Raw genomic sequence first — 14,336 nt, forward strand, 5'->3', positions numbered from 1 at the left:
CCCTCCCGCTTGCGGAAGGGGGGAGTGTTTTGATGACCCCTTCCGCTCGTGTCCAAGCCGCCATCGAACTGCTCGACGCCATCATCGCCTCGGCGCGGGATGGCGGTCCGGCGGCGGACACGCTGATCGCCCGCTATTTCAAGGAACGGCGCTATGCCGGGTCGCGTGACCGGCGGGCGGTGCGGGACCATGTCTATGACGCCGTGCGGCGCGTGGCCGATCGGCCCGAGAGCGGGCGCGCCGCCATGGTCGGGCTCGTACGGGAGCGGGCGGAACTGGCGGCGCTGTTCGATGGGTCGGCGCATGGCCCTGCGCCGATCACCGATGCGGAAGCGGGCGCCCTGGCCGGCATCGTGCCCAGCTGGATCGAGCCGCTGCTGGCCGCGCCGGTGGAGCGCGAGGCGTTGCTTGGTCGGGCGCCCGTCGATCTGCGCGTCAATCGGTTGAAGGCCGATCTGGACAGGGTCGCGCCGCATTATCCTGAAGCGATCCGGCTATCGGGACTGCCCGACGCGTTGCGCCTGCCCGAAGGCGCGCCCGTCGAGCAGAGCGATCCCTGGAAATGGGGTCAGGTCGAGGTGCAGGATGCGGGCAGCCAGTTGATCGCGCTCGCCTGCGCCGCCGCGCCGGGCATGACCGTGATCGATCTTTGCGCCGGGGCGGGCGGCAAGACGCTGGCGCTGGCCGCAGCGATGGCGGGCAAGGGGACGCTGATCGCCGCCGATACCATCCGTTCGCGCCTAGCCCGGCTCGATCCGCGGGCCGAGCGGGCCGGGGCGACCTTCATCGAGACACTGCTGCTCGATCAGGGGCATGAGGCGGGTGCGCTGGAAAGTCTGAAGGGCCGGGCGGATGTCGTGCTGGTCGACGCGCCCTGTTCGGGGACCGGCACCTGGCGGCGCAATCCGGAGGCGCGCTGGCGGCTGACTCCGGCCCGGCTTGACCGGCTGGTGGCGGAGCAGGCACGTATCCTCGATTTCGCGGCGCCCTTGCTGGCGCCGGGCGGTGCGTTGGTTTATGCTACCTGCGCGCTGACGGACCGGGAGGGGCGGGATCAGGTGCGGGCATTTCTGGAACGGCATGACGGTTGGACCGCCGAAAGGATCGAAGCGGCGATGGGCCGTGCCCATGGCGATGGATTGCTGCTGACGCCGGGCCATGACGGCACCGACGGTTTCTATGTCGCGCGCCTGCGGCGGGCCGTTTGAAAGAGTCGATGGACAAGCGGGCGCAAAATCGCGACACTTGTCAGCCGGAATTCGGGTCGGAATCAATGCCTGAAACATGGCTGGAGTTGTGCATGCGTTTTACCCCTGCTTCGATCGCCTTGGCTGTCCTGCTGACTACCGTTTCCAGCGCAGGCCTGTCGCAGCGGCCGGATTCGCAGATATCGCCCTTGTCGGTAGAGTGGCAGAAGGCGGGCGAGACGGCGCGCAAGGCGGGCAATTATCAGGGCGCGACCGATGCGCTGGAAAGCGCGCTGGCGGTCGATCCGCGCAACCGCTCCGCCTATATCGAGCTGGCGCAGGTCGCTCGGGCGCAGGGTTTGCAGGGCAAGGCGATCCGCCTGTATCGCGAGGCGCTGTTGCTGGAACCCAATGATGTTGCTGCTCTGGTGGGACAGGGCGAGGCGATGGTCGAAAAGGGTGCGATCGCCAAGGCCAAGGAAAATCTCGCCCAGGCGCAGGGGCTGTGCAAGGCGAACTGTGCCGCCGTGGGCCAGTTGGCGGCAGCGATCGAAAAGGGTCCGCCCGCGACGGTGTTGAGTTCGAAGGATGCGGTGCCAGCGCCCAAGGCGGCGGCGACCGAAACGCCCTGATGGCTTACCTTCGGATGCAGGAACACATCTGATTAAACTGGAGACGTTTCAAAAACGTCGTGACAGGCCGATATAGATTTCCGCGTCCGGCGTAGCGTGGTTGAGGCCGAAATTCGCCCCGGCATCCAGCATGAGAGACGCCTGCGGCTTGAAGGCGAGCGAAACGGAGCTGAGGGTCTGGGTCGACGATTCCTCCGGGTCTCGATCGTGAATGACCTGCATTTCCAGCGAGGCATTCCATTTCTCGCCAAGATCGGCGGACAGGCCGCCCGCGCTGCCATAAGCGAGGTGGCGGCCATGGCCGCCTTCATCGGCGGCGGCGTCGATTTCCGGGGTGGCGATCAGGCTGAGATTGTCGGTCAGCGCATAGCTGAAGGGGAGCTGGAAGGAAGCGCTCCAGGTGCCGTCGCTGACGGCATCGCTTCCGGTCGGCAGAGTGATCGTCGCCGCGCCCGCGAGCGATAGCGCATCGCCATCGGGATTGAACAGGGCGCGTTTGAGACCCAGGCTGAGGTCGCCCATGCCGGACGCATGACTGCGCCCACCACTGAGCCGATCAATGTCGCGCCGCCATAAATAGGCTGTCCAGGCTGCGTGCAGTTCGGTGTTGCCGTCGAGGCCGTAGCGCCATTCGGTGTCGCCCAGAGTGACGCTGGTCGTCTTCCGCTCGGGCGTCTTGTCGCGGGCAAGGTCGGCCAGACCGATTTCCACCTGCCAATGGCCCTTGTCCAAAATGCAGGGCGGGGTGTCGAGGCCGGGGCGTTCCGGGCAGAAATCGCGCAGTTGCGCCTGCGCCGGGCTGGCGAGAAGGGCGAGAAGAAACGGGAGGGTACGCAGCATGGACGGCCTTTGAAAGCTTGGCGATTCGTCAGGAACGGCCCATCATCCGTGCGGTTGCGACGAATTCCTCGACGCTTACGGTTTCGGCCCGGCGTTGAGGGTCGATGCCGACCACCTCCAGCGCGTCCAGTGCGCCGGGCAGGCCTTTCAGGCTCTGGCGCAGCATCTTGCGGCGCTGGCCGAAGGCGGCTGCGGTGAGGCGTTCGAGATGCTTCAGTTGCACGCCTTCGGGCGCGGGTTTGGGGGTGATGTGGACGACTGCTGACATCACCTTAGGTGGGGGCGTGAAGGCGCTGCGGTGGACCTTCATCGCAATCTTGGCGTCGCTCCGCCATTGGGCGAGCACCGCGAGGCGGCCATAATGGTCGCCGCCGGGCTTGGCGGCGATGCGCTCGGCTACCTCCATCTGGAACATCAGGGTCAGCGTCGACCACCAGGGGAGCGGAGCCCACTCTGCCGAAAGCCAGCCGATCAGCAGGGCCGTGCCGACATTATAGGGCAGGTTGGCGATGATATGCGCGCCTTCGCCCGCTTCGGCGCGGGCATTGATCTGCATGGCGTCGCCGGAAATGACGCGGAGCTGGCCGGGAAAGGCTTCGGACAGTTCGGCCAGCGCCGGAAGGCAACGACGGTCGCGTTCGACGGCGACCAGATTCGCGCCCGCCCTCAGGATCGCGCGAGTGAGGCCACCGGGACCGGGGCCGACTTCGAAGGCCGACTGGTCCTTGATCGGGCCGGGGATGGCGGCGATGCGATCCAGCAATTGCTCGTCCAGCAGGAAATTCTGGCCGAGCGCCTTGCTCGCCTGAAGGCCGTGGGCGGCGATGACCTCCCGCAGTGGTGGGAGCTTGGGGCGGATATCAGCAGTCATGAGGCTCAGCAGCCGGGGGTCAACCGGGCGCGGGCGGCTTCGGCGGCCATCCGGATCGCGGCCATCATCGCGCCGGGATTGGCGCTGTCCTTGCCTGCTATGCCGAAGGCGGTGCCATGGTCGGGCGAGGTGCGCACGATGGGAAGGCCCAAAGTGATGTTGACGCCCTCATCGAAATTCAGCGTCTTGATCGGGATCAGCGCCTGATCGTGATACATGCAGAGCGCGGCGTCATAGGTTTCGCGGGCGCGGGTGTGGAACAGGGTGTCGGCGGCGAGTGGGCCGATAATGTCGTAACCCTCGGCCTGGAGCGATTCCACGGCCGGGCGGATGATGTCGATCTCCTCCCGGCCCAGCGCCCCGCCTTCGCCCGCATGGGGGTTGAGCCCGGCGACGACCAGGCGCGGACGACCGATGCCGAAATTGCGCTGGAGTCCCTTGGCGGTGGTGATGGCGCGGGCGCGGATCAGATCGATCGTCAGCACGGACGCCACATCGGCCAAGGGGATATGGATGGTGATCGGCACGACCTTCAACGACGGCCCGGCCAGCATCATCACGGCGTTATGCGGCGCCACGCCGCAACGTTCAGCGATGAACTCGGTCTGCCCCGGATGGGTGAAGCCGACGCCGTAAAGCTGTTCCTTGCCCACCGGCGCGGTGACGATCCCCGCCGCGGAACCGCTGCGGGCGAGGCCGACCGCGACTTCCAACGCCTGAAACGCCGTGCGCGCGCCGTCCATGCTGGGCGTGCCGGGGATGATTTCGCCAGCATCGGCCACCTGCAGGCAGGGGAGGGCGTCGTCGAACGCCATGATCGCTTCCTCCGGCGAGCTGACCATCTGGACCGGGCCGGACCAGACCGCCCGCAGCGAAGCGGCGTCACCGACCGCGAAGAAAGGCGACAGGCCGCGTGCCTCCCGCATCACCCAGCTTTTGGCGACGATTTCCGGCCCAATGCCCGCCGGATCGCCAAGCGAGACGGCGAAGGGCGGCCCCATCGCGTGAGGGTCCGCCGGATCAGTTATAGTCGATAACGGCATCGCGGCGGAGATCGCGCAGATAGATGCGCGCGCGCTTGTTGACCCGTTCCTCCTCAAGCTGCGCCATGATCTGTTCTGCATTGGGCGCAGCGGCGGAAGTGGCTTCGTCACGGCCGCAGACGACCAGCACGCGCACGCCGTCCGCGATCGAGCCGAAGGGCGGCGTCGCCTCGCCCACCTGGAGGTTGAGCAGAATGTCCTGCAACTGCGGCGGCAGATCGCGCAGCTTCACATTGTCATTGTCGACCACGTCGGCGCCGATCTTGCCGCCCAGTTCATTGGCTTGGCCGCAGCCCTTGATGGTCTTGACCTGCGCGGCGAAGGCCGCAGCTCTGCTGCTCGCCTGTTCCTTGGTCGTGCCGGCGGGGAAGCTGACGGAAAGCTGCTTGAGGCTGAGCAGGGCATCGCGCGGATCGGCGGTCAGCACCTTACGCTTGTCCATGACATAGATGACCGACACGCCGCCGGGCACGCTGATCGGCCCCGCGATCTGGCCGACCTGCATTGCGGCCGCGGCCTGCGCCAGTTCGTCGGGCAATTGGGCGGGACGGACCCAGCCCAGATCGCCGCCGACCGCCGCCGTCGAAGCCTCGGAGAATTGGCGGGCATAGGCTGCGAAGCTGCCGCCCTGCTTGATCTGCTCGATGATGTTGCGGGCGTTGGCCAGGATCTGCTGCTGATTTTCGGGCGTGGCCGAGAGATAGATCTCACCGATGCGGAACTCGTCGCTGCCCTTGGCCGCATTCATGCGGTCGACCACCGACTTCACCTCGTCCTCCGACACGTTGACGAAGGGCTGGATGTTGCGGCGGAGCAGGCGGCTCCAGGCCAGTTCGCCCTCGATCTGGCGCTTGATGCTGGCGGACGCGCTGCCCTGCGTGCGCAGATATTGGTCGAACTGGGCGGGGGACTGGCGGAAATTGGCCGCGACCCTTTCATAGCTTTGTTCGATCTCGGCCTTGTCGACCTTGATGTCGTTGGCGGCGGCTTCCTGGATCTGCAGCGTCTCGTCGATCAGGTTGCGCAGAACCTGGACGCGAAGCCGCTCCTTCTCCTCGTCCGACACCTTGCCGCCATTGGCGGTGATGATCAGGGCCAGACGCTGGTCGACGTCGGTGCCGGTGATGATGCGGCCGTTGACGATGGCGGTCGCCTTGCGGACATTGGGATCGCTCTTGCCGAAGACGGTCACGTCCTTGGGCAAGTTGAGCTGCTGGGTTCCGACATTGTCATCGTCATTGACCGTCTGGGCAGCGACGCTTTGCACGCCCGTCGCCAGGAGGGCCGAGGACAGGAGCATGGTGCGAAGACCCGACCGGACATGGCGGCCAATGCGGTAAAACGGGAAAACGACAGGCTGCATCGTCGACAAAACTCTCCAATCGGTTCGGCACGAGATGCGCCGATCCGCCTTAACCGGTGCTGAGCGGAAAGCGGGAAGGCTGATCCTTATATGCCAATATTCCGAAAAGCCAGCCGAAGCTGGAAGCTATTGCCCTTTCGTGCATCGCCCAACACCTGATAGTCGCGCCGCCAGGTAAGGCCGAGCGTCAGGCAATCATCCTCATAGGCGATGCCGAGGCGGTGGCGGACGGGTTCATAACCGTCCGCGACAGACAGCGGATCTTCCTTCGCATCGGTGAGGTCGATGACGGTCGAGCCGAAGACCGACCAGAAGCGCGCGAACTGGACGCGGGCGCCCAGACGCAGTTCCTCGCGGTCCTGCAAATCCTCCAGATTGAGATTGGCATCGCGGTTGAGCCGCAAATAGCCGACCGTCGCATAGGTCTTGCGGCTGCCGATGGTGGCGTCGATCTCATTGCGGCGGACGGAGAGGTTGTCCTTGTCCAGCCGGAATCGGTGGGTGAAGCTAATGAAATCCTTGTAGCGGACGGTGGTGCGGCCGACGATGTCGGACAGGCGATCCGACAGGCCGGTGCCATCGGGCAGGATGCTTTCCCGGCTGTTGAGGCGATAGCTCTGCCCCACCACGCTCTCCAGCGAGAAGTTCGGGAGCGACAGGCTATATTCGAGGCCATAGGTGATGCGGCTCGAATCCTCGAACCGGTCGTAGCCGGAAAAGCGGTTGAGCGCGAAGAGGTTGCTGTCCTCCAGGTCGATGGCGCGGGCGTCTTCATTGGGGACGGAGAGATTGGCGATCCTGGGCGCGGCGACCATCTGCACGCGTGGGGCGATGCGCTGGACGCCGCCGAAAGCCTCGCCCATGAAGGGCCAACGCACGTCGATCGCCGCCGCCGCGATGCCGCGCGCCTTCCAGCCCGGATCGCCGGCATAGCTCACCACGCTGGTCAGCAGATTGTCGCTGCTGTGATAGACGTCGCCGCGCAAATAGGTGGTGAAGGTCACTTCCTGGCCCATCGGGGTCAGCTTGCGCAGATTCCATTCGAAGGCGGCGAAGGCGCGCTGCGTATCCTGGCCATGGGTGCGGGTGATGGCCAGGCTGTTCGCCTGCAACTGCACCACGCCGCCCAGCAGCGGATCCTTCATCCGCAGGCGATAGTCGATGACAGGCAGCGCGATCGGCATCTGCCCCTGCGAATCGCCGGTGCGCAGCGTCTGCACAGCCCAGCCGGCGATCGAGAAATAGCTGTTCTCCCCGATCCGCTGCGCATTGAGGGTCGAACGCAGCCGGTCGTCGCGGCTGATGTCGTAACGGCGCAGGAAGGTACGGTCCGTCGCGGTCCGAATCGATCCGCCGATGCTCCATTCCGGCGTCAGTTGTAGCGCGCCGCTGGCGTCCATATAGCCGCGGAAATCCTTTTCCGATCCCGCCGGGGTCGTGGAGGAGGCGCCGCTGGTGGCGACGCGGCTGCCATAGGTGGCATAGCCGGTGATCTGATAGGCGCCCCGGTCCCACAGATGGCGGTAATTGGTCTCCAGCATCGGCAGCGTGTCGGTATAGACATGCGGCGTGATGGTGAGGTCGCGATTGGGCGCGAGCTTCAGATAATAAGGCAGCGCGACCTCGAACCCGTTGGTGCGGTCGTAGCGCAGGTTTGGCACCAGCAGGCCGCTGCCGCCATTGTCGCCCACCGGATGGGAAAAGCCGGGCATCGGGATCAGCGGCAGGCCGAACAGCTCGATGCTGGCGTTGGTATATTTGACCCGGGCCTTCACCGGATCATAGACGACCTTGACCGCCTTGATCTGCCAGGTCGGCTCCTTGGGGCAGCCTTCATGATCCTCGACCACGCAGCCGGTATAGGCGGCCTTGCGCAGCGTGTAGACGCCGTTCACCCGCTGGCCGTTGGCGGCGGCCAGGCGTCCGCCCGATTGCAGCACCAGCAGCATGTTCTGGACCATGCCGTCCTGGAGGGAATCGGTGACGTCGAACCTGTCGCCATAGGCGATATTGCCTTCAGGGTCGGTGACGGAGACATTGCCGGTCGCTTCGACCTTCCCCGTATTGCGGTTCCAGATGACCTTGTCCGCGCGCAGCCGGTTGCCCTCGCGCAGCAATTGCACATTGCCGCTGGCGGTCACGACCTCGCTGTTGCTGTCATATTCCAGGGCGTCGGCGGCAAAGCCGATCTGATCGTCATTTTCCGGCACTGGGGCGTCGGGCGTGCTGATCGTGGTCTGCGGTTCCTGGAGCTGTTGGGCGGTGGCATGGGGCGCCAGCGCGAGGCACGGAAGGGCCGCGCCTACCGCCAGAACCTGTTTGAAATTCAAGAGGGATGGGGAATGATGCAAAGGGATGGAGCCTCTTTGAGGGGGCGCTTTGTTTCCCGCCTATCGCATGCCCTATTGCACCGCTTTGTCTGCGCTGCAATCGTCTGGACCAACAGTTTTGCCGGAAAATCGGTCGAACGGCTTTGCCAGACAAGCTAAGCCGCACTATCTGACAGGCATAGAATGTTTGCAGGAAATAAAGGATCCTAGATGGAAATCGCGTTCAGCCCGATCCGTCCCGAAGCCGATACATTGGTCTTCGCCGTGCCGAAGGGCGGCTTCGATGCGCTGCCGCTCGGCGCGGCGCCGGTGTTGGCGGCTGGCGCTGCCGCGGCGCGCTTCGCCGGGGAAGCGGGGTCGAGCTTCGAGAGCTTCGTGGAGGAAGGCGGCAAGGTGCTGCGTGTGGTGCTGGTCGGCACCGGGGTGGGCAGCGACGCGGATTATGAGCGCGCGGGCGGCGCGCTGACGGCGCGGCTGGCGACCAGCGGCGCGGCCCATGCGGCGGTCGAATTTTTCGGCGGCGCGAGCGGGGAGAAGGCGGCGCAACTGGCTTTCGGGGCGCTGTTGCGCGGCTGGCGAATCGAAACATATCGCACGCGGCAGCCGGAAAAGTCCAAGCCGACGTTGCAGAAGATCACGCTGGTCTCGGCCGATGCCGGGGCGGCATGGGAGAAGCGGGCGGCGGTCGCGTCGGGCGTGGCCTTCACCCGCGAGCTGGTGTCGGAACCGGCGAACATCCTCTATCCCGAAAGCTTCGTCGAACGCTGCAAGCCTCTGGAAGAGCTGGGCGTCAAGATCACCGTGCTGGACAAGGCGGCGATGGCGGACCTTGGCATGGGCGCGCTGCTGGGCGTGGCGCAGGGTTCCGTGCGCGAGCCGCGCCTGCTGGCGATGGAGTGGGACGGCACGCCATCTGCGGGTGCTGGTGGCGCGACCGAAAAGCCGCTGGTCTTCGTCGGCAAGGGCGTGACCTTCGATACGGGCGGCATTTCCTTAAAGCCCGGCGCGGGCATGGAAGACATGAAATGGGACATGGGTGGCGCCGGGGCCGTGGCGGGCGCGATCAAGGCGCTGGCCGGGCGCAAGGCGAAGGTCCGCGTCGTCGGCATTTGCGGCCTGGTCGAAAATATGCCCGACGGCAATGCGCAGCGGCCGGGCGACATCGTCACCTCCATGTCCGGGCAGACGATCGAGGTGCTGAACACCGATGCCGAGGGGCGTCTGGTGCTGTGCGACGTCATTACCTGGGCGCAGAAGACCTATGCGCCGGAGGTTATCATCGATCTCGCCACGCTGACCGGGGCGATGATCATTTCGCTTGGCAATGAATATGCGGGCATCTTCTCTAATGATGACGGCCTGGCCGACGATCTGATCGCGGCGGGCAAGGCGGCGGGTGACCAATTGTGGCGTTTCCCGCTGGGCGACGCCTATAACAAGCTGATCGACAGCCCGATTGCCGACATGAAGAATATCGGTCCGCGCTATGGCGGTTCGATCACCGCGGCGCAGTTCATCAAGCGCTTCGTCGACGAAGGCGTCAAATGGGCGCATCTCGACATTGCCGGCATGGTCTGGGCCGACAAGCCCGGCGCGACCTGGGACAAGGGCGCGACCGGCTATGGCGTGCGGCTGCTCGACCGCTATGTCGCGGACAAGTTTGAAGGTTGATGCCAGAAAGTCCGATACAGGTCGACTTCTACCAGCTCAGCCGCGATCCGGTGGAACAGGTGCTGCCCGCCATTGCGGGCCGCATTCTGGGACTGGGCGAGCGGTTGCTGGTGGTGGCGCAGGAATCCGATCGGCTGGATCGGATTTCCGCAGGCCTGTGGGCCGGACCGCCAGAGAGCTTCCTGGCGCACGGGAAGGTGGGCGAGGGAGCCGAGTCGATGCAGCCGGTTTTGCTGGCGACGGATTGCGTCGCCGCCAATGGGGCACGGCATGTCGCATTGGCGGACGGCCTATGGCGCGAGGAAGCGCTGGAATTCGAGCGCGCCTTCTATTTCTTCGACGCGGAAACCATTGAAGCCGCTCGGGCAAGCTGGCGCGATCTTGCCAAGCGCGAAGGCGTGACTCCCCGCTTCTGGCGGCAGGAAGGCCGCAAATGGGTCCAGGGGCCGTAAATCAGCCCCTCTTGCGATAGGCATCGGCCCGGTCTAAAGGCGCGCCATCTTATCCCAAATAATTCGGAGCTTTTGAGCCTCATGGCCGTTACCCGCACCTTTTCGATCATCAAGCCCGACGCGACCCGTCGCAACCTGACGGGCGCCGTGACAAAGAAGCTGGAAGAAGCGGGCCTGCGGGTCGTCGCTTCGAAGCGCATCCGCATGAGCCGCGAGCAGGCCGAAGGCTTTTACGCCGTGCACAAGGAACGCCCTTTCTTTGCCGATCTGGTCGCGTTCATGATCTCCGGCCCGGTGGTCGTGCAGGTTCTGGAAGGCGAAGACGCCGTGAAGCGCAACCGCGACATCATGGGCGCCACCAACCCGGCCAATGCCGATGAAGGCACGATCCGCAAGGATTATGCCGAATCGATCGAAGCCAATTCGGTCCATGGTTCGGACAGCGAGGAAAATGCCGCGATCGAGATCGCCTATTTCTTCAAGACGGACGAAATCGTCGGCTGATCCGGCGCGATAGTTTGGAAAAAGGGCCGGGGGCGATAAGCCCGCCGGCCCTTTTTTGTGGTGGAAATGGGTGGAAGGCGGACGGTCTGCTTCGCGCTGCTTTTCTTGAAGCGCATCGTGCTCCTGCGAAGGCAGGAGCCCAGTTCCTATGGTGCGATGATCCACCAGCGGCGGAACTGGGTTCCTGCCTTCGCAGGAACACGGATCCGCTCAATTGCAGCAATTGGCCACTAACGACCACTCATCCCAATTGCGGCGGAACTTCGAAACGGTCGATCACCCATTCCTCCGCCTGGGCGCCGCCGATCCATTCCTGCATCCAGGGATGGTTGATGACTGCGCGCATATAGGCCTCGGCAAAGCGGGCCACGGGGAGTTGATAGGTGATGAAGCGGGTCACGACCGGCGCGAACATCACGTCGACCGCGCCGAACTCCCCGAACAGAAACTCCCCCTCACCGCCATAGCGGGCGCGGGCTTGCGCCCAGAGCTGCATGATCCGGCCGATATCTTGCGCTACCGCTTCGGACGGCGGGACGGGCGCATAGATCTGGCGGATGTTCATGCTGTGCTCGCGGCGCAGCGCGGCGAAGCTCGAATGCATTTCCGCCGCCATTGATCGGGCCATGGCGCGAGCGGCAGTGTCGGCGGGCCAGAATTTGTCGCCGCCCGACTTTTCATTGAGATATTCGACGATGGCCAGGCTATCCCAAACGACCATATCGTCGCCGTCCCAGAGAATCGGCACCTTGCCGGACGATGGCGCGAATTCGTCGCCCTCGCGCCGCTTCTCCCACGCTTCGTCATAGAGCGGCACGACCACTTCCTCGAAAGGAAGGCCGGACAGCTTGCACGCCAGCCAGCCGCGCAGCGACCAGCTCGAATAGGCTTTGTTGCCAATGAACAGCTTCATCATGCTTTGTCTTTAGACGGCGGGAGCAAGGGAAGTCGAGAGCATCGCGCTATCGGCGCGGTGAACAGCATTTGTTTTGATGGCGATAAATTTCCAATCCAAAAAGGGGGCTGGCTGGCGCGGGCTTTGGGCTCTAGATGTCTACCAAATTACTCATAGAGAGTTTGGGGCGGAATATGGATTGGTTGCACGCGATCGCAGGCCTTTTTGTGGGCCTGATGGTCGGCATGACCGGAGTGGGGGGCGGGTCGCTGATGGCGCCGATCCTGATCCTGCTGTTCGGCGTCGCGCCCACGACGGCGGTCGGCACGGACCTGTGGTTCGCATCGGTCACCAAGGCGGTCGGGGGCGCGGTGCATCACCATCAGGGCGGCGCCGATGGCGGTCCGGACTATGAAGTGGTGAAGCGCCTGATGATCGGCAGCATCCCTGCCTCCCTGATCGTATTGGCGATCCTGTCGCAAATGCATATCGGGCAGGTCAAGGCCGGCGTGATCACGGGTGCGCTGGGCGTGGTGCTGATCGGCACGGCGATCGCGACCTTGCTGCGCGGGCGTTTCCACAAATGGGCGCTGGCCCGCAGGGTCGGCACGGCCGACCGCTTCACCCGCTGGCAGCCGGCGCTGACCGTGCTGGCGGGAGCCTTGCTGGGCGGGATGGTGACGCTGACCTCCGTCGGGGCGGGCGCGATCGGGGCGACGCTGTTGCTGGCGCTCTATCCGCTGCGCATGCGGATGCAGCGGCTGGTGGCGACGGACATCGTTCATGCCGTGCCGCTGACGCTCGTCGCGGGGCTTGGGCATTTGTGGATCGGAAACGTCAATCCGGTCCTGCTGGTCAACCTGCTGGCCGGATCGCTGCCGGGCATCGTGATCGGATCGCTGCTGGCCACGCGCACGTCGGATCGCGTGCTTCAGCCCTTGCTGGCGACGGTGCTGGTGGTGGTGGGGTGGCGCCTGATCGTTTGACCGGCATGATATCTGGAGGCCGAGCCGGAATCGAATTGATAACAAATTTGTTTGGTTTTTCAGAGATATAGTGATTACCATTCGAAAAATGGGCCCCCAAAAAGGCCACAGTTCGGTCAGGCTGCAATCAGGAATCACATTGATTTCCCAATACTTATACCACGAGGCCAGGCCGAAGGGAACGTCCCGCGCATAGCTGGGTGGTGGGTAGCTCAAACAAGGTGGCCGCCCCTGATTGGGCGGCCCTGATCGTTGCCGGGCTATGCTGCCTCTTTGATCGCTTTGGGGTTCGCCAGTTGCTGCAGATAGGCAACGGCGCGCTCGGCATGGGCTGCGGCCTGCACAATGGCGCGCGAATCGTTTTGCAGCACCTTGATCCAGCTTGCGATGTAGCTCGCATGATCTGGGCGCGGCTCGATGCAAAGCCCAAGGTCGGCGGCAAGGAAGGCCGCGCCTAGCTCGGCAACCAACTCCTCGCGGGCATAGCCTTCGTCACCCCATTTCTCGCGGCGAAAGCTGCGATCAAGGCGGCTCTCATGGCGAGTCCAGTGCACGGTTTCATGGCCTCTGGTGGTGTAATAGCCGTGGGCATCGTGGAAGGCCCCGAAGGGCGGAAGCTGGATGCGGTCGGCTGACGGCACATAATAGGCCTTATCGCCGCCGTGGTTCACGGTTGCGGGGATGCTGGCAAAGAACGCCTCGGCCGTTTCGATTCGCTCCACCTCCGGCGAGGGTTCCACGATACGGAATCGCTCGGGCAATCCGTCGATCTGCGCCACGTTGAAGACGGTATAGGTCTTCAGGAAACGGAACGTCTTTTCCCGGTCCTCGCCGCTCGCCTCGTCATGCACGGTCCCGCTGCTGTCGCCATAATAGACCACGGTTGCGCCGCGCTCGCCCTTGCGCACCTGCGCGCCCAAGGCTTGTGCCTGCTTGTAGGTCATCCATGACGGGCTGACGAACCCGGATGCTTGGGCCTCTATCCACAACAACAGAACATTGATCCCGCGATAGGGCTGGCCGGTGGCGCGCAACGGTCGGGTCTGCCCCGATGCGGCCATGTCGCCCCCGCTCCACGGTCTGATCCACGGGCGGGCGCCTTGTTCCAGTTCGGCCAATATGCGGTCGGTGATGCGGCTGTGGGGGTCTTGCTTGGTCATGATCTTCACTCCCTTCCAATCCGCGCAGCGGGTCATGCCGCGCATGACCCCTGCCGACCCGGCGAGGGGCGGAGAGAGAGGGGGCAAGGTCTGGTGCCGGTGGGTGGTGCGGGCGCAGCGCAGCGAGCCACGGCCACCAAAGCATGGCCTTGCAGGGAGAGAGAGGCAGCGCCTCTTTCTTCCTCGAATCGGAGAAAGGTCGCGCCACTGCGGCGCTCAGCGTCGGGCAGGCCTGCCCGCCCTAGCTTACGTCAGGGATGGCAACCGTCCGGTCTTGTCGAGGTTATTCACCGCAACAAGTGCGGCGAATCGGGCCGTCATTCACCGCTTCCAACTTGCGCTGGGTTTGGATCGGCAGGCTGCTCCTTGCAGCGGCTCGAACGCCGATGTTGGGAAGCAAGG

The 14,336-nt window shown here is 64.6% G+C and carries 13 protein-coding genes; 6 read left to right on the forward strand and 7 right to left on the reverse strand.

The window, feature by feature from the left end; translation table 11 throughout:
* The first annotated feature begins 32 nt into the window (after positions 1-32).
* Positions 33-1,208, forward strand: coding sequence for an RsmB/NOP family class I SAM-dependent RNA methyltransferase (locus tag HHL26_RS08720; RefSeq protein ID WP_066558911.1), 1,176 nt, complete (start codon positions 33-35; stop codon positions 1,206-1,208).
* Between the two features lie 92 nt (positions 1,209-1,300).
* The gene (locus HHL26_RS08725) at positions 1,301-1,819 is read left to right on the forward strand and encodes a tetratricopeptide repeat protein (RefSeq protein WP_066561869.1); all 519 of its coding nucleotides are present in this window, start codon (positions 1,301-1,303) and stop codon (positions 1,817-1,819) included.
* 48 nt (positions 1,820-1,867) lie between these two features.
* Here the strand turns inward: HHL26_RS08725 and HHL26_RS08730 are convergent, their stop codons facing one another.
* The 5 genes from HHL26_RS08730 to lptD form a co-directional block, all read right to left on the reverse strand.
* On the reverse strand, positions 1,868-2,659 hold the full coding sequence (locus tag HHL26_RS08730; RefSeq protein WP_066558910.1) for a transporter: 792 nt from the start codon (positions 2,657-2,659) through the stop codon (positions 1,868-1,870).
* A gap of 28 nt (positions 2,660-2,687) precedes the next feature.
* Positions 2,688-3,530 (reverse strand): 16S rRNA (adenine(1518)-N(6)/adenine(1519)-N(6))-dimethyltransferase RsmA, encoded by an 843-nt coding sequence (rsmA, locus tag HHL26_RS08735; protein ID WP_066558909.1) that lies wholly within the window; start codon positions 3,528-3,530, stop codon positions 2,688-2,690.
* A gap of 5 nt (positions 3,531-3,535) precedes the next feature.
* The gene (gene pdxA / locus HHL26_RS08740; protein ID WP_066558906.1) at positions 3,536-4,573 is read right to left on the reverse strand and encodes a 4-hydroxythreonine-4-phosphate dehydrogenase PdxA; all 1,038 of its coding nucleotides are present in this window, start codon (positions 4,571-4,573) and stop codon (positions 3,536-3,538) included.
* A complete protein-coding gene (locus tag HHL26_RS08745) occupies positions 4,551-5,936 on the reverse strand; it encodes a peptidylprolyl isomerase (protein ID WP_066558904.1) in 1,386 nt (461 codons plus the stop codon). The genes pdxA and HHL26_RS08745 overlap by 23 nt, the downstream gene beginning before the upstream one ends.
* 86 nt (positions 5,937-6,022) lie before the next feature.
* On the reverse strand, positions 6,023-8,287 hold the full coding sequence (gene lptD / locus HHL26_RS08750) for an LPS assembly protein LptD (protein WP_066558902.1): 2,265 nt from the start codon (positions 8,285-8,287) through the stop codon (positions 6,023-6,025).
* A 189-nt stretch (positions 8,288-8,476) separates the two neighbouring features.
* Between lptD and HHL26_RS08755 the strand changes: the two genes are divergently transcribed.
* The 3 genes from HHL26_RS08755 (at position 8,477) to ndk (ending at position 10,893) form a co-directional block, all read left to right on the forward strand.
* Entirely contained in the window at positions 8,477-9,937 is a 1,461-nt protein-coding gene (locus HHL26_RS08755; RefSeq protein WP_066558898.1) for a leucyl aminopeptidase, read from the forward strand.
* Between the two features lie 14 nt (positions 9,938-9,951).
* The gene (locus HHL26_RS08760) at positions 9,952-10,389 is read left to right on the forward strand and encodes a DNA polymerase III subunit chi (RefSeq protein ID WP_066561868.1); all 438 of its coding nucleotides are present in this window, start codon (positions 9,952-9,954) and stop codon (positions 10,387-10,389) included.
* 81 nt (positions 10,390-10,470) lie between these two features.
* Complete coding sequence (gene ndk, locus HHL26_RS08765) at positions 10,471-10,893, forward strand: nucleoside-diphosphate kinase (protein ID WP_066558896.1); 423 nt, start codon at positions 10,471-10,473, stop codon at positions 10,891-10,893.
* A 241-nt stretch (positions 10,894-11,134) separates the two neighbouring features.
* Here ndk and HHL26_RS08770 read toward each other — a convergent pair whose 3' ends face one another.
* Positions 11,135-11,809 carry a glutathione S-transferase family protein gene (locus HHL26_RS08770; RefSeq protein WP_197672720.1) on the reverse strand — a complete coding sequence of 225 codons (675 nt, stop codon included), beginning with the start codon at positions 11,807-11,809 and terminating at the stop codon, positions 11,135-11,137.
* Positions 11,810-11,982: 173 nt separating this feature from the next.
* Here HHL26_RS08770 and HHL26_RS08775 point away from each other — a divergent pair, with 173 nt between their 5' ends.
* A complete protein-coding gene (locus HHL26_RS08775) occupies positions 11,983-12,774 on the forward strand; it encodes a sulfite exporter TauE/SafE family protein (protein ID WP_066558895.1) in 792 nt (263 codons plus the stop codon).
* A gap of 260 nt (positions 12,775-13,034) precedes the next feature.
* Here the strand turns inward: HHL26_RS08775 and HHL26_RS08780 are convergent, their stop codons facing one another.
* Positions 13,035-13,934, reverse strand: coding sequence for a zincin-like metallopeptidase domain-containing protein (locus tag HHL26_RS08780; RefSeq protein WP_169576067.1), 900 nt, complete (start codon positions 13,932-13,934; stop codon positions 13,035-13,037).
* Positions 13,935-14,336: the final 402 nt, after the last annotated feature.

The sequence above is a fragment of the Sphingobium sp. TB-6 genome, from assembly GCF_012927365.1.
Taxonomy (GTDB): domain Bacteria; phylum Pseudomonadota; class Alphaproteobacteria; order Sphingomonadales; family Sphingomonadaceae; genus Sphingobium.

Coding starts and splice junctions, on each gene's coding strand:
- HHL26_RS08775 (WP_066558895.1), top strand. CDS start 11,983: ATGGATTGGTTGCACGCGATCGCAGGCCTTTTTGTGGGCCTGATGGTC.
- rsmA (WP_066558909.1), bottom strand. CDS start 3,530: ATGACTGCTGATATCCGCCCCAAGCTCCCACCACTGCGGGAGGTCATC.
- HHL26_RS08780 (WP_169576067.1), bottom strand. CDS start 13,934: ATGACCAAGCAAGACCCCCACAGCCGCATCACCGACCGCATATTGGCC.
- HHL26_RS08730 (WP_066558910.1), bottom strand. CDS start 2,659: ATGCTGCGTACCCTCCCGTTTCTTCTCGCCCTTCTCGCCAGCCCGGCG.
- HHL26_RS08770 (WP_197672720.1), bottom strand. CDS start 11,809: ATGATGAAGCTGTTCATTGGCAACAAAGCCTATTCGAGCTGGTCGCTG.
- HHL26_RS08745 (WP_066558904.1), bottom strand. CDS start 5,936: ATGCAGCCTGTCGTTTTCCCGTTTTACCGCATTGGCCGCCATGTCCGG.
- HHL26_RS08720 (WP_066558911.1), top strand. CDS start 33: ATGACCCCTTCCGCTCGTGTCCAAGCCGCCATCGAACTGCTCGACGCC.
- ndk (WP_066558896.1), top strand. CDS start 10,471: ATGGCCGTTACCCGCACCTTTTCGATCATCAAGCCCGACGCGACCCGT.
- HHL26_RS08725 (WP_066561869.1), top strand. CDS start 1,301: ATGCGTTTTACCCCTGCTTCGATCGCCTTGGCTGTCCTGCTGACTACC.
- HHL26_RS08755 (WP_066558898.1), top strand. CDS start 8,477: ATGGAAATCGCGTTCAGCCCGATCCGTCCCGAAGCCGATACATTGGTC.
- pdxA (WP_066558906.1), bottom strand. CDS start 4,573: ATGCCGTTATCGACTATAACTGATCCGGCGGACCCTCACGCGATGGGG.